This is a genomic window from Oerskovia enterophila, assembly GCF_044748475.1.
Taxonomy (GTDB): domain Bacteria; phylum Actinomycetota; class Actinomycetes; order Actinomycetales; family Cellulomonadaceae; genus Oerskovia; species Oerskovia enterophila.
The window spans coordinates 533,025-551,901 of record NZ_JBIVFZ010000003.1; the positions used below are offsets into that span (position 1 = coordinate 533,025).

At 68.8% G+C, this 18,877-nt stretch carries 20 protein-coding genes and 1 tRNA gene; 3 read left to right on the forward strand and 18 right to left on the reverse strand.

All coding sequences use genetic code 11. The features are described 5' to 3' along the window. Positions 1 to 111: 111 nt before the first annotated feature. A complete protein-coding gene (locus ACIPWA_RS11700; RefSeq protein ID WP_400290319.1) occupies positions 112 to 927 on the reverse strand; it encodes a siderophore-interacting protein in 816 nt (271 codons plus the stop codon). A 304-nt stretch (positions 928 to 1,231) separates the two neighbouring features. Between ACIPWA_RS11700 and ACIPWA_RS11705 the strand changes: the two genes are divergently transcribed. Continuing rightward, positions 1,232 to 2,329: a fatty acid desaturase family protein gene (locus ACIPWA_RS11705; protein ID WP_082608880.1), complete on the forward strand. Its 1,098-nt coding sequence runs from the start codon at positions 1,232 to 1,234 to the stop codon at positions 2,327 to 2,329. Positions 2,330 to 2,357: 28 nt separating this feature from the next. Here ACIPWA_RS11705 and ACIPWA_RS11710 read toward each other — a convergent pair whose 3' ends face one another. The 3 genes from ACIPWA_RS11710 to ACIPWA_RS11720 form a co-directional block, all read right to left on the reverse strand. Continuing rightward, positions 2,358 to 2,972: a GyrI-like domain-containing protein gene (locus tag ACIPWA_RS11710; RefSeq protein WP_400290322.1), complete on the reverse strand. Its 615-nt coding sequence runs from the start codon at positions 2,970 to 2,972 to the stop codon at positions 2,358 to 2,360. A gap of 255 nt (positions 2,973 to 3,227) precedes the next feature. Beyond that, complete coding sequence (gene pntB, locus ACIPWA_RS11715; protein WP_400290324.1) at positions 3,228 to 4,610, reverse strand: Re/Si-specific NAD(P)(+) transhydrogenase subunit beta; 1,383 nt, start codon at positions 4,608 to 4,610, stop codon at positions 3,228 to 3,230. Positions 4,611 to 4,613: 3 nt separating this feature from the next. After that, entirely contained in the window at positions 4,614 to 6,176 is a 1,563-nt protein-coding gene (locus tag ACIPWA_RS11720) for a Re/Si-specific NAD(P)(+) transhydrogenase subunit alpha (RefSeq protein ID WP_400290326.1), read from the reverse strand. A 194-nt stretch (positions 6,177 to 6,370) separates the two neighbouring features. Here ACIPWA_RS11720 and ACIPWA_RS11725 point away from each other — a divergent pair, with 194 nt between their 5' ends. After that, complete coding sequence (locus tag ACIPWA_RS11725) at positions 6,371 to 6,607, forward strand: hypothetical protein (protein ID WP_400290328.1); 237 nt, start codon at positions 6,371 to 6,373, stop codon at positions 6,605 to 6,607. Positions 6,608 to 6,710: 103 nt separating this feature from the next. Here the strand turns inward: ACIPWA_RS11725 and ACIPWA_RS11730 are convergent, their stop codons facing one another. Together ACIPWA_RS11730 and ACIPWA_RS11735 are read right to left on the reverse strand one after the other, a co-directional pair. After that, the gene (locus ACIPWA_RS11730) at positions 6,711 to 7,334 is read right to left on the reverse strand and encodes an SUKH-3 domain-containing protein (RefSeq protein WP_400290330.1); all 624 of its coding nucleotides are present in this window, start codon (positions 7,332 to 7,334) and stop codon (positions 6,711 to 6,713) included. Between the two features lie 1,257 nt (positions 7,335 to 8,591). Beyond that, positions 8,592 to 8,948 (reverse strand): hypothetical protein, encoded by a 357-nt coding sequence (locus ACIPWA_RS11735; protein WP_191805504.1) that lies wholly within the window; start codon positions 8,946 to 8,948, stop codon positions 8,592 to 8,594. An 869-nt stretch (positions 8,949 to 9,817) separates the two neighbouring features. On the opposite strand from ACIPWA_RS11735, the gene ACIPWA_RS11740 reads away from it, so the two are divergent. Beyond that, positions 9,818 to 10,171: a hypothetical protein gene (locus ACIPWA_RS11740; protein WP_191805505.1), complete on the forward strand. Its 354-nt coding sequence runs from the start codon at positions 9,818 to 9,820 to the stop codon at positions 10,169 to 10,171. A gap of 193 nt (positions 10,172 to 10,364) precedes the next feature. Here the strand turns inward: ACIPWA_RS11740 and ACIPWA_RS11745 are convergent, their stop codons facing one another. The 12 genes from ACIPWA_RS11745 to ACIPWA_RS11800 all read right to left on the reverse strand — a co-directional run bounded on the left by ACIPWA_RS11745 (position 10,365) and on the right by ACIPWA_RS11800 (position 18,869). Continuing rightward, complete coding sequence (locus tag ACIPWA_RS11745) at positions 10,365 to 10,607, reverse strand: hypothetical protein (RefSeq protein ID WP_400290333.1); 243 nt, start codon at positions 10,605 to 10,607, stop codon at positions 10,365 to 10,367. Then, positions 10,595 to 10,783, reverse strand: coding sequence for a colicin E3/pyocin S6 family cytotoxin (locus ACIPWA_RS11750; RefSeq protein ID WP_225220596.1), 189 nt, complete (start codon positions 10,781 to 10,783; stop codon positions 10,595 to 10,597). Before ACIPWA_RS11750 ends, ACIPWA_RS11745 begins: the two co-directional genes overlap by 13 nt. Continuing rightward, positions 10,692 to 12,716, reverse strand: a complete 2,025-nt coding sequence (locus ACIPWA_RS11755) for a polymorphic toxin-type HINT domain-containing protein (RefSeq protein WP_400290336.1) — start codon at positions 12,714 to 12,716, stop codon at positions 10,692 to 10,694. The genes ACIPWA_RS11750 and ACIPWA_RS11755 overlap by 92 nt, the downstream gene beginning before the upstream one ends. A gap of 108 nt (positions 12,717 to 12,824) precedes the next feature. Continuing rightward, positions 12,825 to 13,010: a hypothetical protein gene (locus tag ACIPWA_RS11760; RefSeq protein WP_400290338.1), complete on the reverse strand. Its 186-nt coding sequence runs from the start codon at positions 13,008 to 13,010 to the stop codon at positions 12,825 to 12,827. Between the two features lie 234 nt (positions 13,011 to 13,244). After that, positions 13,245 to 13,317, reverse strand: a tRNA-Ala gene (locus ACIPWA_RS11765). A gap of 59 nt (positions 13,318 to 13,376) precedes the next feature. Continuing rightward, the gene (locus ACIPWA_RS11770; RefSeq protein WP_400290340.1) at positions 13,377 to 14,057 is read right to left on the reverse strand and encodes a histidine phosphatase family protein; all 681 of its coding nucleotides are present in this window, start codon (positions 14,055 to 14,057) and stop codon (positions 13,377 to 13,379) included. Continuing rightward, positions 14,054 to 14,500 (reverse strand): ribosome silencing factor, encoded by a 447-nt coding sequence (gene rsfS / locus ACIPWA_RS11775; RefSeq protein WP_191803566.1) that lies wholly within the window; start codon positions 14,498 to 14,500, stop codon positions 14,054 to 14,056. Before rsfS ends, ACIPWA_RS11770 begins: the two co-directional genes overlap by 4 nt. 28 nt (positions 14,501 to 14,528) lie before the next feature. Beyond that, positions 14,529 to 15,566, reverse strand: a complete 1,038-nt coding sequence (locus tag ACIPWA_RS11780) for a hypothetical protein (RefSeq protein WP_400290342.1) — start codon at positions 15,564 to 15,566, stop codon at positions 14,529 to 14,531. Then, positions 15,559 to 16,164, reverse strand: a complete 606-nt coding sequence (gene nadD / locus ACIPWA_RS11785; RefSeq protein ID WP_056650547.1) for a nicotinate-nucleotide adenylyltransferase — start codon at positions 16,162 to 16,164, stop codon at positions 15,559 to 15,561. Before nadD ends, ACIPWA_RS11780 begins: the two co-directional genes overlap by 8 nt. A gap of 26 nt (positions 16,165 to 16,190) precedes the next feature. After that, on the reverse strand, positions 16,191 to 16,346 hold the full coding sequence (locus ACIPWA_RS11790) for a hypothetical protein (RefSeq protein ID WP_169834194.1): 156 nt from the start codon (positions 16,344 to 16,346) through the stop codon (positions 16,191 to 16,193). A gap of 113 nt (positions 16,347 to 16,459) precedes the next feature. Next, positions 16,460 to 17,809 (reverse strand): glutamate-5-semialdehyde dehydrogenase, encoded by a 1,350-nt coding sequence (locus ACIPWA_RS11795; RefSeq protein ID WP_400290344.1) that lies wholly within the window; start codon positions 17,807 to 17,809, stop codon positions 16,460 to 16,462. Positions 17,810 to 17,867: 58 nt separating this feature from the next. After that, entirely contained in the window at positions 17,868 to 18,869 is a 1,002-nt protein-coding gene (locus ACIPWA_RS11800; protein WP_400290347.1) for an aldo/keto reductase, read from the reverse strand. Positions 18,870 to 18,877 lie beyond the last annotated feature (8 nt).

Here is an 18,877-nt window from a genome sequence, read left to right on the forward strand (position 1 = left end):
TCCGGGCACGCAGGCCGGGACCCCGACGAGATGTCAGCAGGCCGGGCCGTCTGCGTCGACTGCGCGGCGCGGCGCCGCGCCGCGCCTGCGCCCGCGCCAAGACGTCGCAGGTCAGGCCGCGGCGCGTCCGTGACGCCAGTACCCGATGAAGTCGACGTGCGCCTTGGGGACCCCGCGGTCGTTCACGAGGTGACGGCGCGCCCCCGTGACGAGGCTCGACTCACCGACCACGTAGGCGTAGACGTCGCCGGACGGAAGGTCCGCCCGCTTCAGCACGTCCAGCGCGAGCCGCCCGGGGACCGCGTGCGGGTCGGACCCGTGCTCGTCGCGCGCGACCCACCGGAGCTCCACCCCGGCCGGGACGCGGAACTCCTGGGCGTCGGCCGCGTGCGGGAGCTCGACGATCGCGACCCCGCGCGCGTCGTCGGGCAGCGAGGCGCAGATGCCCGCGACCGCGGGCAGGCCCGTCTCGTCCGCGACCAGGAGCGTCCAGCCGTGCGGGACGCGCGGGTTGTAGCCGACCCCCTGGTCGAGGATGCCCACGGGATGACCGGCGCTCGCTCCGAGCGCGAACGCCGACGCCGGCCCGCCGTCCTCGTGCGCGACGAAGTCGATGTCGATCTCACGATCCGCCGGGCGCGCGTCCCGGACCGTGTAGTTGCGGACCCACGGCCGCCGCGCCCTGGGCGTCGCGAGGTACTGCACGTACCAGAGCCCCGAGGTGGCGGTCGGCAGTCGTAGCGACTCCTGCTCGTCCCGGGGCAGGAAGAGGCGGAACCACTGGTCGAACCCCATGGGTGAGAAGTGCTCGACGCCCTCGCCCCCGACCGTGACCCGCACGATCGACGGACTCACCCGCTGCGAGGCGACCACCTCCGCGGCGATGACCTGCACGACGGACGGCTTGACCATCTGGAACCCGGCCACGACACTCCTCTGCTCGGAAAGAAGGCCAGGCTAACCTAACTGCCGACCGGTCGTCACCGTCGTCCACGAGCGCGGCACAGGCCGGCACGGCCCTCGCTTCCCGGCCCGCGACACGCCCGAGCAGGCGTCCCGACTGGGCTGCGCGACGTCGTTGTTCCCGTACGGACTCGGCCAGGTCAGCACCGGACCTTCGTCCTTTCTCCACGCCGATGCCGACGCCACACGTAGACTCGGGCCATCTGTACAACGGGCATCTCGCTCACCCCGCGGCTGGGAAGTCGACCCCCAGCCCTGTGAGGGACGCATGACCGACGCAGCCGTTCTCCCCGGATTCCGCCCCACCAAGCCCCGCACGGGCGACGGGACCAGCATCACCAGCACCTACACGGACCTGTCCAAGCGCGTCCGTGAGGCCGGGCTCCTCGAGCGGACGCACGGGTACTACGGCTGGGTCGCGGCGATCCTCACGGTCGCACTGGGCGGGGCCGTGGCCGGCTTCGTCCTCCTGGGCGACTCGTGGTTCCAGCTCCTGATCGCGGGCGCCCTGGGCCTGATCCTCACGCAGTTCGCGTTCCTGTCGCACGAGGCAGCGCACCGCACGATCCTGACCTCGGGCCCCGCGAACGACCGTGTGGGGCGGTTCCTGGCCAACGGCGTGGTCGGCATCAGCTACTCGTGGTGGATGAACAAGCACACCCGCCACCACGCGAACCCGAACCGCGTGGGCAAGGACCCGGACATCGAGACGGACACCATCTCGTTCCTCGAGGAGAGCGCGGCCGAGCAGAAGGGCTTCCTCGCCCTCATCACGCGCCACCAGGGCTGGCTGTTCTTCCCGCTGCTCACGCTCGAGGGCATCAACCTGCACATGATCTCGATCCGGTCGCTGCTCTCCTCGGCCAAGAGCCGCGCACGGACCATGGAGCTCGTGACGATCGCGCTGCGCCTCACGCTCTACGTGGGCGTCGTCTTCTGGTTCCTGCCGCTCGGCATGGCGTTCGCGTTCCTCGGTGTACAGCTCGCGGTGTTCGGTGTGTACATGGGTGCGTCGTTCGCCCCCAACCACAAGGGCATGGCGATCATCCCCGCGGACAGCAAGCTCGACTTCCTGTCCAAGCAGGTCCTGACCTCGCGCAACATCACGGGCGGACGCGTCATGAACGTCCTCATGGGCGGGCTCAACTACCAGATCGAGCACCACCTGTTCCCGAGCATGCCCCGCCCGCACCTCGCCAAGGCCCGCCTCATGGTCCGTGAGCACTGCGCCCGCCTCGGCATGCCGTACACCGAGACCAACCTGCTCGCGTCCTACGCGATCGTGGTCCGCTACCTCAACCAGGTGGGCCTCGCGGCGCGCGACCCGTTCGACTGCCCCCTGTTCAACCAGCTCCGCAAGGTCTGAGCGCTCGCGGGGGCCGGCCCCGCACCGGTCAGAGGGGACGGACGGGCTGACGCAGCACCGTCCGCAGCTTCTCGGGGGCCGTCCGGCGCACGTCGCTGAGATAGACCTCGTGGTGCGGCCCGTTGAACGTCAACCCGTGCTCGGGCAGGTACTCGTCGTGCAGCCGCGCGAGCGTGGGCGCCTCGTCGTCGTACGACCCCACGTGCAGGACCTGCACGCAGTCGCCCTCGTCGTACGCGGCGAACCGCACGCGATCGAGCGCCGGCAACCCCTTCTTACGACGCGTCGTCTCGGCCACGTCCGCGACGAACGCGTCGTCGAGCCAGCCGGGCTGCAGGACCATGAGCGTCCAGCTCCACGCGTCCTTGTCGCGGCGCACGAACGCCGCGGGGTCCTCGGCGGTCCACAGGCCTTCGAGCGGCCCGACGACGTAGTCCCTGCCCAGGTCCTTCTTGCTCGCGAACTTCACGGCGTACGCGAGCGAGAAAAGCGCCTCGACCGCCTCAGCGTAGGCCGGGGCCGAGTTGGGGTCGCCCTCGCCGTCGATCTGCAGGTAGGTCAAGGGCGGCACGACGACCCGGACGAACTCACGGGGCGGCGCGTAGAGCTCGCGGTACTCCTTGCGCAGATCGACCTTGTCCATGGGGTCCTCCAACGGACGTCGTGGTGGCTCATCGGTGCGTGGGTCGGCATCGGGTGCTCGAGGTCGGCGTCACGCACGGCCCCGGGTCGGCACCATGCTCCACCCGGCCCTCGCTCCGGGCCACCCGACGGCGAACGGCTCGCTCCGCCGTCGGGCGGGCGGACGACGAGGAGGCGGGCCCGTCGCCCTGCCTGACGACCGACCCACCTCCTCGCTCCCCTCACCTCACGCGGGTCGCTCCACCCGCGCCGGGCCTCAGAGCGCCTGGATGATGTTCTCCACCTGGTCCTTGGCGTCTCCGAAGAGCATCGCGGTGTTGTCCTTGAAGAACAGCGGGTTCTGGACCCCCGCGTACCCCGTGGCCATCGACCGCTTGAACACGACGACCTGCTTGGCCTTCCAGACCTCGAGCACGGGCATGCCCGCGATGGGCGAGCCCGGGTCGTCGAGCGCTGCCGGGTTGACCGTGTCGTTGGCCCCGATGACCAGCACGACGTCGGTGTCCGGCAGGTCACCGTTGATCTCGTCCATCTCGAGGACGATGTCGTAGGGCACCTTGGCCTCGGCGAGCAGCACGTTCATGTGCCCCGGCAGACGCCCCGCGACGGGGTGCACGCCGAACCGGACGTCGACCCCTCGCTCGCGCAGCCGCCGCACCAGGTCCGCGACAGGGTACTGCGCCTTGGCGACGGCCATGCCGTAGCCGGGCGTGACCACGACCGAGCGGGCGTGCTTGAGCAGGTCCGCGACCTCGGCCGCCTGGATCTCGTGGTGCTCACCGTAGTCCTGGTCGGACGCCACGACCGTGCCGCCCTCGGCCCCGAACCCGCCCAGGATCACGCTGATGAACGAGCGGTTCATGGCCTTGCACATGATGTAGCTGAGGATCGCACCCGAGGAACCCACCAGTGCTCCCGTGATGATGAGCAGGTCGTTGCTGAGCATGAAGCCCGCCGCGGCCGCGGCCCACCCGGAGTACGAGTTGAGCATCGAGACGACGACCGGCATGTCGCCGCCGCCGATCGAGGCCACCAGGTGCCAGCCGAGCGCGAGGGCCACCACGGTCATGAGGACGAGCGGCACCAGTCCGTGGCCCGCGATGAACCAGGCCATGAGGCCGCCCGAGGCGACGAGCGCCCCGAGGTTCCACCAGTTGCGCCCCGGCAGCATGAGCGGGTTCGACCGGATGCGCGCCGACAGCTTGAGGTAGGCCACGATCGAGCCCGTGAACGTCACGGCGCCGATGAGCACCCCGAGGAAGACCTCGACCAGGTGCACCACGTCGCCCTGCTCGGTCAGGTACGAGTTGAAACCGACGAGGACCGCAGCGAGGCCCACGAAGCTGTGCAGGAGCGCGATCATCTCCGGCATCTGCGTCATCTCGACGCTGCGCGCACGCCACGTCCCGACGACCGCGCCGATCACGAACACCATGCAGATGAGCAGCAGCGTCACCATCACGGGACGCTCGCTGTCCTGCAGCGCGAGCGCGACCGTGGCCACGAGGGCGAGCCCCATGCCCGTCATGCCGAGCAGGCTGCCGCGACGGGCCGTCTCCTGCTTGGACAGGCCCGCGAGGCTGAGGATGAACAGGACGGCTGCGATGACGTAAGCAGCCTGGACCAGGGAGGTCAGCACGGGTCAGGCCTCCTTCCGGAACATGCCGATCATGCGGTAGGCCACGAGGAACCCACCGAAGATGTTGACGGAGGCCAGGGCGGCCGCGACGAAGGCGATCGTGGTGACCACCCAGCTCGAGTCGCCGATCTGCAGGAGCGCGCCGACCAGGATGATCCCGGAGATCGCGTTCGTCTGGGCCATGAGAGGGGTGTGCAGCGAGTGGCTCACGTTGGAGATGACGTAGTAGCCCACGACCACCGCGAGGGCGAACACGGTGAAGTGCCCCACGAACGCCGGGGGCGAGAACGTGATGGCCAGCGCGGCCAGGACAGCGGCCAGGGCGTACCCGACCGCCCGGCGGGTGCCGCGCCGTCGGGCGTCGTCCAACGCGGTCGCCGCGTCGAGCGCGGCCTGGGCCTCGTCGACCACGGGCGCTGGCGGGGCCGCGGGGGCCGCGGCCGAGACGGCGACCGGGGGCGGCGGCCACAGGACCTCGCCCGCGCGCGCGACCGTCATGCCGCGCAGCACCTCGTCGTCCAGGTCGAGCACGACCTGTCCGTTGCCGCCCGGGGTCAGGAGCTTGAGCAGGTTGACGATGTTCGTCCCGACGAGCTGCGACGTGTGCTTGGGCATGCGGCTCGTGAGGTCGGTGTAGCCCAGGATCACGACGCCGTTGTCCGTCACGACGCGCTCCCCCGGCACCGTGAGCTCGCAGTTCCCGCCGCCCGAGGCCGCGAGGTCCACGATCACGCTGCCGGGCCGCATCGCCGCGACCATCTCGGCGCTGAGGGTGCGCGGCGCGCGGCCCCGCACGAGCGCCGTGGTGATGACGATGTCGGCGCGCGCGCTCTCCGCCGCGTACATCTCCGCGGTGAGGCGCTCCTGCTCGGCCGTCAGCGCACTCGCGTAGCCGTCGGTGCTGACCTCCTGGCGCGCGCCCTCGGCCTGGACGAACTCGGCGCCCATCGACTCGATCTGCTCACCGACCTCGGGCCGCACGTCGAACGCACGCACCTGCGCACCGAGGCTCGCGGCCGTGCCGATCGCCGCGAGACCCGCGACGCCGGCGCCGATCACGAACACGGTCGCGGGCGCCGTCTTGCCCGCCGCGGTGACCTGGCCGGCGAACATGCCGCCGTACTCCTCCGCGGACTCGACCACGGCGCGGTACCCCGCGACGTTCGACATCGCGCTGAGCACGTCGAGCGACTGGGCGCGCGAGATGCGGGGCACGGCGTCGAGAGCCAGGGCCGTGACGCCGTGGTCCGCGAGCTGCTGGACGAGCGCCTCGTTCGAGCCGGGGGCCAGCATCGCGATCAGGGTCGCATCCTCCGGCAGCGACGCGACCTGCTCGGCCGACGGGCTGTTGACGGCCGTGACGACATCGGCTCCCCACGCCTGCGCCGCGTCGCCCAGGCTCGCGCCCGCCTCCACGTACGCCTCGTCGGGGTAGCTCGCGCGCTTACCGGCGCCGCGCTCGACCACGACGTCGTACCCCAGGCCCACGAGCTGGGCCACGGTCCGGGGCGTCGCGGCGACGAGCCGCTCGCCGGGACGGGTCTCTCTGGGCACGCCGATGCGCATGCTGACCTCCTTGCTCGGATGGCTGCACGGTATCGGTACGGCAAAGGATCTGCCGCAAAGCACGCATCGTGGACGGATGTCGTCCATGCGATTGAAGGTCCGGGACGCGAGGCGGGTGGCCCCGCGCCCGCTACTCCTGCCCGACGGCGTCAATCACCTGGCGTGGTCTGTGCGCCCTTGGCTACGGTCGCCGCATGAGCAGATCTGGCCCGCCCGACGCACGCGGGCGACTCGTCGACTCCCCGTTCGACCACCGTGTCACGGCGTCTGGCTCCGTCCACGCCTACCGCGGGGGTCGGCTGGTCGCGACGATCTCCGGTGCCCGGGCCGACCGGCTGATCGCTGCACTGGAGACCGCTGACGAGGACCGGACGCAGCACCTGCTGGCACGGGCCACCGGGAACTACCGTCGAGGGAACGAGCGGCGGTGACCCCTTCCTCCTCATCGTCGGACCACGTCCGGCTGGTCGTCGACCCGCACGCTCACCGCGTCCACACCGTCATCGTGCACGCTCCTCAGACTGGCCAGCACCCTCAGCCCCCGCCCCCGTCGGCCAAGGACCCAGGCCGGGATCGGAGTACAGGCAGGGCAGCGGCCGGTCTGCCGTCACGGCCAGCTCCAACGACTCCTCGACACTCGACCCGAGCTCCCAGATCCACCCCATCCCGGCGGCGACCACTCTTCCCCGAGATTCGACGAACACACTGGAATGGCTGAGCCACTCGCCGATCGGGAAGTACCGTCCGCCGAGGACACTCTCCAGCTCCGTGGCCAGTGCACGTTGGCCGAGGCCGGCCCCGAACGGGTCGAAGCTGTACGGCTCGTCGTTCATGAAGTTCGGCCCAGCCCGGTTGACGGGTTCGATCGACAGCCCCCAGCCTCCGGAGGACCTCCTCGGCTATCGGGTGCACCCGATAGCCCTCGCCCTCCAGCGGGCCCACCCATCGATCGACGTCGACAGCCCGTCCGGGGCTCCACCCGGATGCGGCGAGAGCCCGACACGTCGTCTCGCTCAGCGCATCGAAACGAACGAGCGACAAGTGCCCGTCTCCCGCGTCTTCAGACATGGGTTGCAAGGCTAGCGGCCATACGACTGGACTCCCGCTGCCTCGACACTGCGGCACTGACGCCGTGCCTCGACGCCGGCACAAGGGCATCGACGTGCCTTCGCCGAAGGCTCCGTCCTGCCGGGGAGCGAGCAGGCACCACCTGTACAGGTACAGAGTCCACGGTCCAGTCGGGCTGAACTCGCAGGGCGGATCAAGACTCCGACAAGAAGTGATGGCTGGAGCAGAGACCAACGGCGCATACAGAACCAGGAGAGTCCGTGAGCGGGCACCATCTCCCCTAACTCCTCTCGATAGAGCCCCGAGATCACGCCTTCTTCACTATCGACCGTTCCGACATCCGCCCACTTCAGGAGTTCTGCCCGGACAGGTGCCTGCTCAACGCGGACCGGCAGAGGCACCGGCCGACACCAGTTACCACGGAACCGCAAGTAGATGGAGAAAACGGTGCAGATTCTGAAACGCCGCTCCTCGGCTCGCGCGGACTAAGATCACTGCATCTCCGTGAGTACGATCCAGAGCTGTGACGATTCCTCCGCATCGTCCCCATACACGTCAACGGTGTTTCGCTCTCTCGCAACGGGTAGACGAAGGTCGACAGCCCCATCTGGATCATAGATGGCTAGGCTTGCACCTGGAAGGACGAGGTCTCCGGTGTACATCCGGCCAACCCCCTCGGGTACGTACGGGCCTTCTACGCACGCAATACTCACCATTCCGCCCACTGCCGGTTGGATCGATATGTAGAGAGAATCCGGACCGGCGTGAAGTGGCTGCACGCTCGGATCCCAATCACTGTGCGCATCGGTGCTAGCGGGCGCAGACACGACCACGAGCCCAAAAGTAAACCTGGCCACACAAGCTCCATAGAGTCGATCCATCACCAGGTCCACATCAGCGCGCTGGAAAATCATATTATTCCCTCAGATCCCATTGACAATTCTAGCCCGCTGACGAGAATATGCACCACCATGCGGAAACCCGCGAGTTTCTGGACTCCTAGAGGCTTCCCATCCGAAGCGGCTTCGGCCCTCGCGCGACCAGATTCACGCCCAAAGCCCCGAGCCCTTCCCCCACCAAAGTGGTCTCACGCTCTCCGCGCTGGCGCCGGCAGACGAGGACCGGGCGCAGCACCCTCATGCTCGGGCGACCGGGACCTGCCGTCGGCGAACGAGCGGCAGAAACCTGAGCCCCGGCACCGCAGCAGCGTAACGCCCCCGGCCACGAGAAGGCTGAGCACGACCTCGTCGTGCCTGTGCGAAGAGCGCTGCCACGGACGAGTCGAGGCGCAGCACGAGTCCCCGACACAGGCGGACGCGTGTCCGGCTTGTCCAGGGGCTAGCAGCCTCACCATGAATTGCGCACACCCCCTGCCTCGTCATATATGACGAAAGCGGGGTCATCAACCAGAGTCTCAGTGATTGCCACCATCGAAGAAAGGTCCGGATCTCGCCCTGAAGCCGTCCAGGATACAATCACGTTGGGACGGGCACGGTCAACGAAGAGAGTCTTGGCCACGCCGTCGGCGTACCAGTTTAAGAGATCCTCCCACAGATCAATCTCCACATAGAGACGGCCGTCACCATTACCGACGTAGAAATCCAACTTCTCACGACTCGGATTTCGCAGGTTGAAGAGTTCCCACTTGCTGCACATCTCACTGACAAAGCTGGCGTCTACCAGCCTTCGTGGGCGCGAGCTCACGGCAATTACCATCAACTGATACATCGATTTATGTCGCGTCTTCTTACCGCACTAGCGTGGCATACGAGGCCCTGCGGGTTGTGAGGTCTTCGACATCCCCACCAAGCCCGCCGGCCTTCCCACGTGACGACCGGAACGAGCGCCAACGTCATGACAGGGTACACCTAGTCGGCTTGCATGCCCACTAACACTGCGAGCGCCTCCGAGCGACGCTCATCCAAGGCCGTCGCCTCGAGACGAATCAGGGCTGAGGTCCGAGGAGACGCTCCTAGCTCGGAGATGAGCACATTCAGGGAAGATCGGACCGCCCAGTCCACCCACTCCCCGTGGCCGACTTCTGCCATGACCAGATCCTCCTCCCTCTCAAACTCACGTGGCGTAATAGCAACAATCACGCAAGGCGACCCATCCGCGCGTTCATTCACCAGCACCTGAGCGACGCGTCTCGCAGGGTCGGCACCGCAACACTCACCCCGACATGAGAGTATTCACCAGGAGCCACATCGCACGCGCTCGCAGTTTCAGCGAGCCCTCCAGGTTGGAACCCAAATGGGAACAATGGGTCGAGCGCCGGGCGAACTTGCTGGAATCGCCTGGCACCGCCACTCGCAATCGCGAACTCCGATATCCCCCCGTTCCCTGATTGGGCGGACTCAGCAACTGAGAACCTGCCGCCACATCGTCGGAGATGCTCGTCAGTGTCGGCGCTTCGTGGTCGACTCGATCAGCGCAACCGCGAGCCAGTGTCCACCCAGTCGCGCCATGTGAAGTGCCGATCCACCAGGTGCAAGGGACGAGGCGAGTGGATCGGCGCCCCGAGCGAGCAGGTAGGCCGTGACGTTGACCTGTAGCGGCTCTCCGCTTTGAACATGTCCGTCCAGCTCGACGTCGATCGCATGCTGCAGCAGCGTCAGGCCACCTTCGATCTCCTCGACGTCGACTCCACCGTCCAACAGGTCTCGAAGGCGGAGAAGGTCCCCGTGCTCGACCGCCTCATGCGCCGGTGTCATCCTGCACCCCCCTGTTCACTCTCGTGTCACACCGCACGCGGCCGTCGCCAACGCACGATGCATCCACGCCTAACCGGCCAGATCGTGATCGCCGAAGTCAGTGTGGCAGGTCAGTCTCTCCCTTTTCGACGACGCCGACAGCAACGACTCGGACGATTGACCCCGATCGAGTACGAGACCATCATGACCACTCAGGTAGCACTCGCCGCCTGAGAACCACTGTCACCTATCCGTGCAGCAGACCCAACTTTGCCGGAGCCCTGACACGACCCCGCCCGACGCCATCTTGCAGTTTGCGCCCACACGCAGCAGCCCGAGATCGACCCCCATCGTGCGGACGTGAGGATCCGGGCCTTCAATCAGGACCTCGAGTACCGCGAGCGGAATAGTCTAGTTCGAGAATTCATCATTCCGAGAGGAAGACAACAAAGAAGTCCAGGTCATCGCGACGCAGAACGTCCTCCTCAACAAGACCGCTCAACACTTCTCGCACACCAGAATCCACTTTCCACATTGCACCCAGCAGCTCTTCGGGGTTGCCTAGGGCCGCACCGATTGTCACAGTATCCAGCAATGGCAACTGCACCTCCAAAACAATTTCTTTCGACTCGCGCCCATAACCCTCCAGGTACCACATCAGATCTTGCACGTCCGCCCGGGAACTGCTGGCTTCGTCTCTTCGCCCGTAAGCGGGTCGAACTCGCACATGTGGTGCCCTCTCTTGTTGTACTTCTCAACCGTTCCATGCTGGGAATCCCACTCGAGGATGAACTTCTCCCAGGTCCAGCGCTTTCTCAATCCGCCACCCCCGGTGATCGGCGTCATCGGCGACGCCCTTCGCGCACCCGGGAAACCAGGCAGGTCCTTTGGCGCCGGGACGTAGCCCGTGTTGTGGACGAGAACATCGTCGGCAACCAACATGGTAGGTGTGCCAGTCGGCGACTGTCAGGTTGTATGCAGACTCCAGTCGGGCCGAAGCAAGATCGAGCTCACGCGTGACGGTGAGAACACCACTTCCCGCGTCGAGCACGCCCTCGCCCAAGTCGAGGTCCTGCGGCCCCTCCCATCGCCCCTCTGCCGCCGACCAAAACGGATGATCCTCGGTTGTTACAATCTGCTGACCGTTAATCTCAAATTCGAACAGGACGTCCTGATGGACCCAGACACGAGTTACGGTCTTGGCACCTCGTTCGCCCGATTCAAGATTCGTTGCAACAACTTTGTCTCCAACCTGAATCTCAGAGATTTGCTTACGGCTGCCATCACCCATTAGAACCAAGGTTGCACCCGCAAACGAACACTGACCTGCTGCATCATCGATGGAACTAGATCCTGCCGGCAGATCGTCCGAGTTTGATCTTGCAGTTGTCCTGTTCACAACGCTCGGCTTTGACACTCCGGTCGACGCATTTGCGGTCTCGGAAGGGCGCGTGGCGGTCGGGCGGGGTATGGCTGCCACGATGGGCTTGATCCGCGCAACTGCCATTGACATTGTTGACCGCAGACCCGAAACAACGGTTCGCGCCGAGGACGCGACTGCCTGACCTCCCTTTGACAGGCTCGCCCGGACCGCTGACGCAGCCCCTTGCACCTCACGGTTCGCCACCGGTGCAAGCCACTTGGAGGCGGCCGCACCGATGCCGAAGCCCATTAGCCCAACTGCCCCACCAAGGGCGGTCTCGGTCGCGAACGACTTCCACGAGAACGGCTTCCCCGATGACGACTGGCGGATCGTGTTCGTGATCGCTCCGGCCAACGCCCCGCCGGCCACCGCACACGCCACCGACCCCCAGCCGACCGTGAGCGCAGCACACCCGACCCCCACGACGGTGCCCACGACACCGCCGATGATCTCGGCCTTGTTCTTGCTGACCCACTTCCCCGCCGCCGAGTTCTTGACCTTCGACCACGCGCCCTTCCAGGACAGCAGCCCCGTCGGGTCCGACCACGTCACCGGGTTGTTGTTGGCGTACGTGTACGCCGACCACTGCTGCGGGTCGCCCAGGTCCATCACCGGGTCGACCGAGACGAACCGGCCCAGCCCCGAGTCGTAGTACCTTGCCCCCACGCTCGTCAGCCCCGTGGTGTCCTCGACCTTGCCCAGGAACCCGCGGTCCCCGGGTGTGTCCAGCACCTCACCACGACGACCGCCGAAGAGGTCGGCGAAGTTGCGCGTCAGCGTGTACTTCGTGTTGTGCACCACGGCGAGCGCCGTCCCGTGCACGTCGTTGACCAGGCTCGAGACCCCGCCCAGGCCCCTGCCGTCACGCACGGCGACCGTGTGCCCCCCGAACCCGTAGTACCGGGTTGCGGTCGTCGTGCCCGCCGACGAGCCGGCCGTGTGGTGCGTCAGCTCCTGCCCGCCAGGCAGGTACAGCGTCGTTCCCGACGCGTCCTTGCGGACGATCCGCTCGCCGTCGGCCGAGTAGGCGAACGACGCCTCACCGGCGGCCAACTGGTTCTCGCCGGCGCCTCCGGTACCGGACGTGACGACCTGGGCAAGACGCCCCTCACCGTCCCATCCGCGCACCTGGGTGCCCGTGCCGAACAGACGGTTGACGGTGTTGCCCGCGGCGTCGTAGACGTACGACGCCGCGGTCGACGCACCGCCCGCCGTCGTGGTCGCGACACCCGTCAGGGCGTGGACCCCGGCGTCGGGGTCGTCCTTCGCGGAGAGGATGTTCCCCGCGACGTCGTACCCGTAGCGCACGTCCAGCTCAGTGCCATTGACCCGCTCACGGTCACGGCCGATCCGCACCAGGCGGTGCGTCGCCTGCTGGTACTCGTAGGAGACGACCGTCCCGAACGTGTTGCCCAGGTCGAGGACCGACTTCTCGCCGAACGCGGTGTACCGCGCGTCGGCGACCTAGGCACCCCAGCCGAACCCGGACCCCATCCACTCGGGCATCCCCTGCTGGCCGTACCTGGTCGTGATCTCCTCCGCGCCGAGACCACCCGCCGCAGGCAGGGTCACCGTCTCCGGGTAGCCACCCGCGGTGTACGAGTAGGCGGTCGTGAACGACGACGTCGTGCCGGCCGCGCCCCCGAGCACCGAGGCCGGGACCGTGACCGTCTGGCCAGAGGGCCGGTAGGCGACGTCGTATCCCGTGACCGCGGTCGTGTACTGCGCACCGTCGAGGACCCGCGTCGAGGATGTGGCCAGGGCCGAGCAGATGAGGGAGCGGCGATCATGACCTACGTCACACCTGCTCCGTCGCAGGGCGAACCTCGTCGCTCGAGAACGACGAAGGCCGCCTCCCGTGAGGGAGACGGCCTTCGTGTCGGGTGGAGCTGAGGGGACTCGAACCCCTGACCCCCTGCATGCCATGCAGGTGCGCTACCAGCTGCGCCACAGCCCCGAGAACCATTGCTGGTCCCGCACTTCCTTGAGGTTTTCCCCCTCGGAAGCATCGCTAGTTTATGCCGAAGTCGGCTGGAAAATCCAATCGGGTCCAGAGCTCCACTCGTCGAGCGAGAAGTCGGCTCCGACGTTGTGCGCGACGAGCCTCCACGAGGGGTACGCGTTCGCTCCCGAGCGCTGCAGCTGGGACCAGTGGACGTTGTTCAGTCCCGAGATCCCCCGCCAGCCCGTCGGGTCCAGACCGAGCATGGCCGTGATCGCCAACGTGATGGCCGCACCGTGCGAGACGACGACGAGCGTGTCCTTCTCGCCCAGTGCGTCGGCGTGCTCGGTGACGGCCGCGACCATGCGCGCCGCGACGTCGGCCCGCGACTCGGCGCCCGCACGAGCGGGCTCCTCGCCACGGCGCCACGCCGCGTACTCGTCGGGCCAGCGCTCGGAGAGCTCCTCGCCCGTCATGCCCTCCCACTCGCCGAACCCGCGCTCGCGCAGACGCTCGTCGAGAGAGACGGGCATGCCCGTCGCCTTCCCGTAGTACCCGGCCGTCTCGGCCGCACGCGTCAGGTCCGACGCGACGACGAGCGTCGGGGAGTGCGCGGCCGCGAGCGATCGCGCCCCCTGCTCGGCCTGCCAGTGCCCGACGGCGTCCAGCGGGATGTCGACCTGCCCCTGGAGGCGCATGGCCGCGTTGTACTCGGTGCGCCCGTGGCGCAGGAAGACGACGGTGCGCGCGCTCACGCCTGCGTGTCCTCCGCGAGGTAGATGGCGCCGTCGTCCGAGGCGTCGGCACCCTCGGTGCTCGATGACCCGTCTCCGCCACGCGCGTCCTCGGGCAGCTCGATGACCGGGCAGTCCTTCCACAGGCGCTCGAGCGCGTAGTAGACCCGGTCCTCGGCGTGCTGGACGTGCACGACGATGTCGCCGAAGTCCAGCAGGACCCAACGGGCCTCCGCCTTGCCCTCGCGACGGATCGGCTTGACGCCGACCTTGTGCAGCTCTTCCTCGACCGCGTCCACGATCGCGGACACCTGCCGCTCGCTCGTTCCCGAGGCGATGAGGAAGACGTCCGTGAGCACGAGCTGCTCACTGACGTCCAGGGCGATGATCTCTTCGGCCTTGCGGTCCGATGCGGCGCGAGCCGCAATCACCGCAAGCTCGACAGCGCGTTCCGTTGCAGTCACGACTCTCCGTTGTGTGTTCCGAGGCCTGTCAGGAGGACAGGCCGACGTGTGGGTGGGTGGCACTGGCCACGATCTCGCCGGGGATGGCGGCTGCGGCCTCTGCAGAGCTGCCCTTGAGGAGCATCTGCCAGATCAGCAGGCCGAGCACGAACGCGACGGCGATCAGGATCAGGTAGTGGAGCCAGGTGTAGGCGTGGCCCGGGGGACGTTCGTCGATGTCCTGCTCGTCGTCCATCGCGCGCCGTGCGGGCGTCGCCGGGCGAGCACCACCAGCGACGGGGAAGAGGGAATCGACCGGCTCGTCGCGCACCGCGGCGCCCGGTGCACCGAACGGCGAACCGGCCGCGGGACCGGTCTCCCACGGCAGTACCGGGGGCGCCTCGCTCGCTGGCGCCTGCGGCGGGACCGGCGGGGGTGCCGCAGGTGCGGTCGCCTGCTGCCAGGGCAGCGTCGGCTGCGCAGGCGCGGGCGTCGCCGCAGCTCGCGGCGTCTCCGAGGGCTGGATCCGCGAGGACACGGACTCTCGGGCAGGGGTGGCCGTCTGGGACGGCGGGAACGGCGACGGGACGGGGGCTGCCTGCGTCGCGGGCGGTGCGGCCTGGGGAGCCGGGGTGGGCCGCGAGGCCGGGGCCTCGAACGGGGACGGCGCGGTCGACGGCGCCCGCATGCTCTGACGGACCGGGGGTGTCATCCCTGCCGGCGGTGCCTGGTTCGGTCGGATCGCGACGTGCTCGACGGTCTCCTGGATCGGCGTGAGCCGGCCCGTCTGGTCGACTCCTCGCATGCCGCCCGTCATGGAGGGCGGACGCACGACCGGCGCCTGACTCGGGAAGCCGTCGCCCGCCGTCGGGCCGACCGGCTCACGCATCGAGCGGCGCGAGGGCGGCGGTCCTGCCGGCGCGACCGGGGCCTCCGGCGCGGGAGCGGGTGCCGGCGGCGGGAACCCACCCGAGGCGGGCGGGGCGGAGGCGGCGGCCTGCTCGGCTGCGGCGGCCTCGCGCTCGCGGATCTCTCGGCGCGTCAAGGGACGGACGGGCTGCATGCTGCCCCCGTGCTGATCACTCATGGTGCTGACCTCTATACAGACCGTGCTTCGCGATGTACTGGACGACACCGTCCGGTACCAGATACCAGACCGGCTGGCCGGCCTCCGCCCGCTGCCGACAGTCCGTCGACGAGATGGCGAGCGCGGGGATCTCCAGCGTGGAGACGACCCCCGGCGGCAGTCCCTCGACGCTGAGCTGATGACCCGGACGGGAGACCGCCACGAAGTGTGCCATCTTCCACAGGTCGTCGGCATCCTTCCAGGTCAGCATCTGCTCGATCGCGTCCGCTCCCGAGATGAAGAAGAGGTCCGCGTCCGGGCGCTGCGCGCGCAGGTCGCGCAGCGTGTCGACCGTGTAGGTGAGCCCCGGTCGGTCGACGTCCACCCGGCTGACCGTGAACCGTGGGTTCGAGGCCGTCGCGATGACCGTCATCAGGTAGCGGTGCTCGGGAGCCGTGACCTTCTGGTGCTGCTTGAAGCTGGGCTTGCCCGTGGGGACGAAGACGACCTCGTCGAGACCGAAACGGGCTGCTGCCTCGCTCGCCGCGACGAGGTGGCCGTGGTGGATGGGGTCGAACGTGCCACCCATCACCCCGAGCCGGGGCCTGCTCGAGGTCATGTCCGACGGGTCCACCAGCGACCGGGTCAGTGGCGGGTACCGACGCTACGGAAGGCGTAGGTCACGAGGAGGAGACCGATGAGCACGCCGAACCCGACGATGCCGAACCCGATCGGCGGGATCGGAAGGTGGGTGACGGCCTCGGCGTTCTCCTGGGCAACCTGTGCGGCAGCAGCGAGCACGATGTCCTCCTACTAGTTCTGGTACGTGGTGCGTGGATCAGTGGATGACCGGCGCCGGGCGCCGATCGTCGTCCAGTCTCTCACGGTCGTGCTGGACGCAGGGCAGCCTGTGATCAGGGACGCACGTGGCCGTCGCCGTGGACGACCCACTTGGTCGTCGTGAGCTCGGCCAGGCCCATGGGCCCGCGCGCGTGCAGCTTCTGGGTCGAGATCCCGATCTCCGCGCCGAGTCCGAACTGGGCCCCGTCGGTGAAACGGGTCGAGGCGTTGACCATGATCGCGGCCGAGTCGAGCTCGGCGACGAAGCGCTCGGACGAGGCCAGGTCGCGCGTGACGATGGCCTCGGTGTGCCCCGACGTCCAGGTGCGGATGTGCTCGAGCGCGGCGTCGAGGTCCGGGACGACACGCACCGCGATCTCCGGCGCGAGGTACTCGCGCGCCCAGTCGTCGTCGGTCGCAGCGAGGACCTCGACACCCGCGGGAGCGAGCTCCGCGGTGCGCGCGTCGCCGTGCAGCACGACCCCGGCCCCGTCGAGCGCGGCGAGCGCCGAGGGCAGGAACTCGGGGGCCGCGTCGGCGTGGACCAGCAGCGTCTCGGCGGCGTTGCAGACCCCGACGCGCTGCGTCTTGGAGTTGAGCAGGATCGCGAGCGCGCTCGCCTGGTCCGCCGAGGCGTCCACGTAGACGTGGCAGTTGCCGACGCCCGTCTCGATCACGGGGACGGTCGACTCGCGCACGACCGTCTGGATGAGGTCTGCTCCCCCGCGCGGCACCAGCACGTCGACCAGACCGCGCGCGTGCATGAGCGCGACGGCGCCCGGACGCCCGTGCCGGTCGATGGACTGGACGAGGTCTGCGGGCAGCCCCTGGGCCCCGAGCGCACGCCCGAGCACGTCGACGATGACCTCGTTCGAGGCCGCCGCGGCCGAGCCGCCGCGCAGGATCACGGCGTTGCCGCTCTTGAGCGCGAGGCCCGCCGCGTCCACGGTCACGTTGGGGCGCGCCTCGTAGATCATCCCGACGACGCCCATGGGCACGCGGACCTGTCGCAGGCGCAGGCCGTTGGGCAGGGTCGAGCCCCGCACGACCTCGCCGACCGGGTCCGGCAACGACGCGAGGTCGCGCAGCGCGTCGGCGATCGCGGCGATCCGCTCGGGGGTCAGCGCGAGGCGGTCGAGGAGACCGGCGGACGTGCCGTTCTCGCGTCCACGCTCGAGGTCCTGCGCATTGGCCGTGACGATCTCCTCGGTCGCCTCGACCAGCGCGTCGGCCAGCGCGAGCAGCGCGGCGTCCTTGGTCGCGCGCGTGGCGGTCGCGAGCGTGCGCGAGGCCGTCTTGGCGCGGCGCGCCGTCGCCTCGACGGCCTCCGCGACCGTGGGGGCCGGGGTGCCGGGCGCCTGCGGGGCACCTGTGGCGGTGGTCGCGGTCTGGTCGAGGTCCGAGTCGGGGATCAGCGCGGTCATGCGACGAGCCTACGTCGCACGAGCCGAGCCTGTCTGCGGCGTCCGGGGACTGAGGCGGTCATCCCCCGAGCAGCTCCATCTGGGGGTGCCGCTGGCCACGGACCTCGCTGCGCGGCCACAGCGCACCGATGGACTCGACCTCGTCCGCGCTCAGGTCCACGAGCGCCGCAGCCACGTTCTGCTCGAGGTAGGCGGTGCGCTTGGTGCCCGGGATCGGGACGACGTGCTCCCCCTGGGCGAGGACCCACGCGAGGGCGAGCTGCGCCGTCGTGACCCCACGCCCTGCGGCGACCTCCTCGAGCCGGGCGACGAGCGCCCGGTTGTGCGCGAAGTCCTCGCCGCGGTAGCGCGCGTGGGAGCGACGGACGTCGTCGGCGGCGAAGCCCTCGGTCAGGTCGACCGTCCCCGTGAGGATGCCGCGCCCCAGCGGTGAGAACGGCACGAACCCGATCCCGAGCTCGGTCAGGGCGGGCAGCACCTCGTCCTCGGGGTCGCGCGTCCAGAGCGAGTACTCGCTCTGGACCGCCGTCACCGGGTGCACGGCGTGCGCGCGCCGGACCGTCTCGGCCGAGGCCTCCGAGAGGCCGACGTGGAGCACCTTGCCCGCGGTGACCAGCTCGGCGAGCGCCCCGACCGTGTCCTCGACAGGGACCTGGGGATCGACGCGGTGCAGGTAGTAGAGGTCGAGCCGGTCCGTGCCGAGACGGCCCAGGCTCGCGTCGATCGCGCGGCGAACGTAGGCAGGGCGACCGTCGACGGGGCGCCCGTCCGGGTGACCCCCGGCCGGGGGCAGGCCCAGCTTGGACGCGATGACGACGCGGTCCCGTTCCGGCCCGAGGACCCGTCCGAGCAGTTCCTCGTTGCGACCGTGCCCGTACACGTCGGCCGTGTCGAACAACGTGACACCGGCGTCCAGGGCTGCACGCAGGGTGTCGGTGGCCTCGCGCTCGTCGGCCGGCCCGTAGGCGTCCGTGACGGACATGCCGCCGAAGCCGATCGCGGAGACCGTGAGCGGACCGGCGGGCGCGGCGCCGCCGAGGGTGCGGGTGGGAAGACTCATGCGCGCAT

Coding starts and splice junctions, on each gene's coding strand:
- ACIPWA_RS11800 (WP_400290347.1), bottom strand. CDS start 18,869: ATGAGTCTTCCCACCCGCACCCTCGGCGGCGCCGCGCCCGCCGGTCCG.
- ACIPWA_RS11795 (WP_400290344.1), bottom strand. CDS start 17,809: ATGACCGCGCTGATCCCCGACTCGGACCTCGACCAGACCGCGACCACC.
- ACIPWA_RS11720 (WP_400290326.1), bottom strand. CDS start 6,176: ATGCGCATCGGCGTGCCCAGAGAGACCCGTCCCGGCGAGCGGCTCGTC.
- ACIPWA_RS11710 (WP_400290322.1), bottom strand. CDS start 2,972: ATGGACAAGGTCGATCTGCGCAAGGAGTACCGCGAGCTCTACGCGCCG.
- ACIPWA_RS11750 (WP_225220596.1), bottom strand. CDS start 10,783: ATGACGCCGATCACCGGGGGTGGCGGATTGAGAAAGCGCTGGACCTGG.
- ACIPWA_RS11725 (WP_400290328.1), top strand. CDS start 6,371: ATGAGCAGATCTGGCCCGCCCGACGCACGCGGGCGACTCGTCGACTCC.
- ACIPWA_RS11780 (WP_400290342.1), bottom strand. CDS start 15,566: ATGAGTGATCAGCACGGGGGCAGCATGCAGCCCGTCCGTCCCTTGACG.
- ACIPWA_RS11730 (WP_400290330.1), bottom strand. CDS start 7,334: ATGCCCTTGTGCCGGCGTCGAGGCACGGCGTCAGTGCCGCAGTGTCGA.
- nadD (WP_056650547.1), bottom strand. CDS start 16,164: ATGACCTCGAGCAGGCCCCGGCTCGGGGTGATGGGTGGCACGTTCGAC.
- ACIPWA_RS11740 (WP_191805505.1), top strand. CDS start 9,818: ATGTCCGTCCAGCTCGACGTCGATCGCATGCTGCAGCAGCGTCAGGCC.
- ACIPWA_RS11705 (WP_082608880.1), top strand. CDS start 1,232: ATGACCGACGCAGCCGTTCTCCCCGGATTCCGCCCCACCAAGCCCCGC.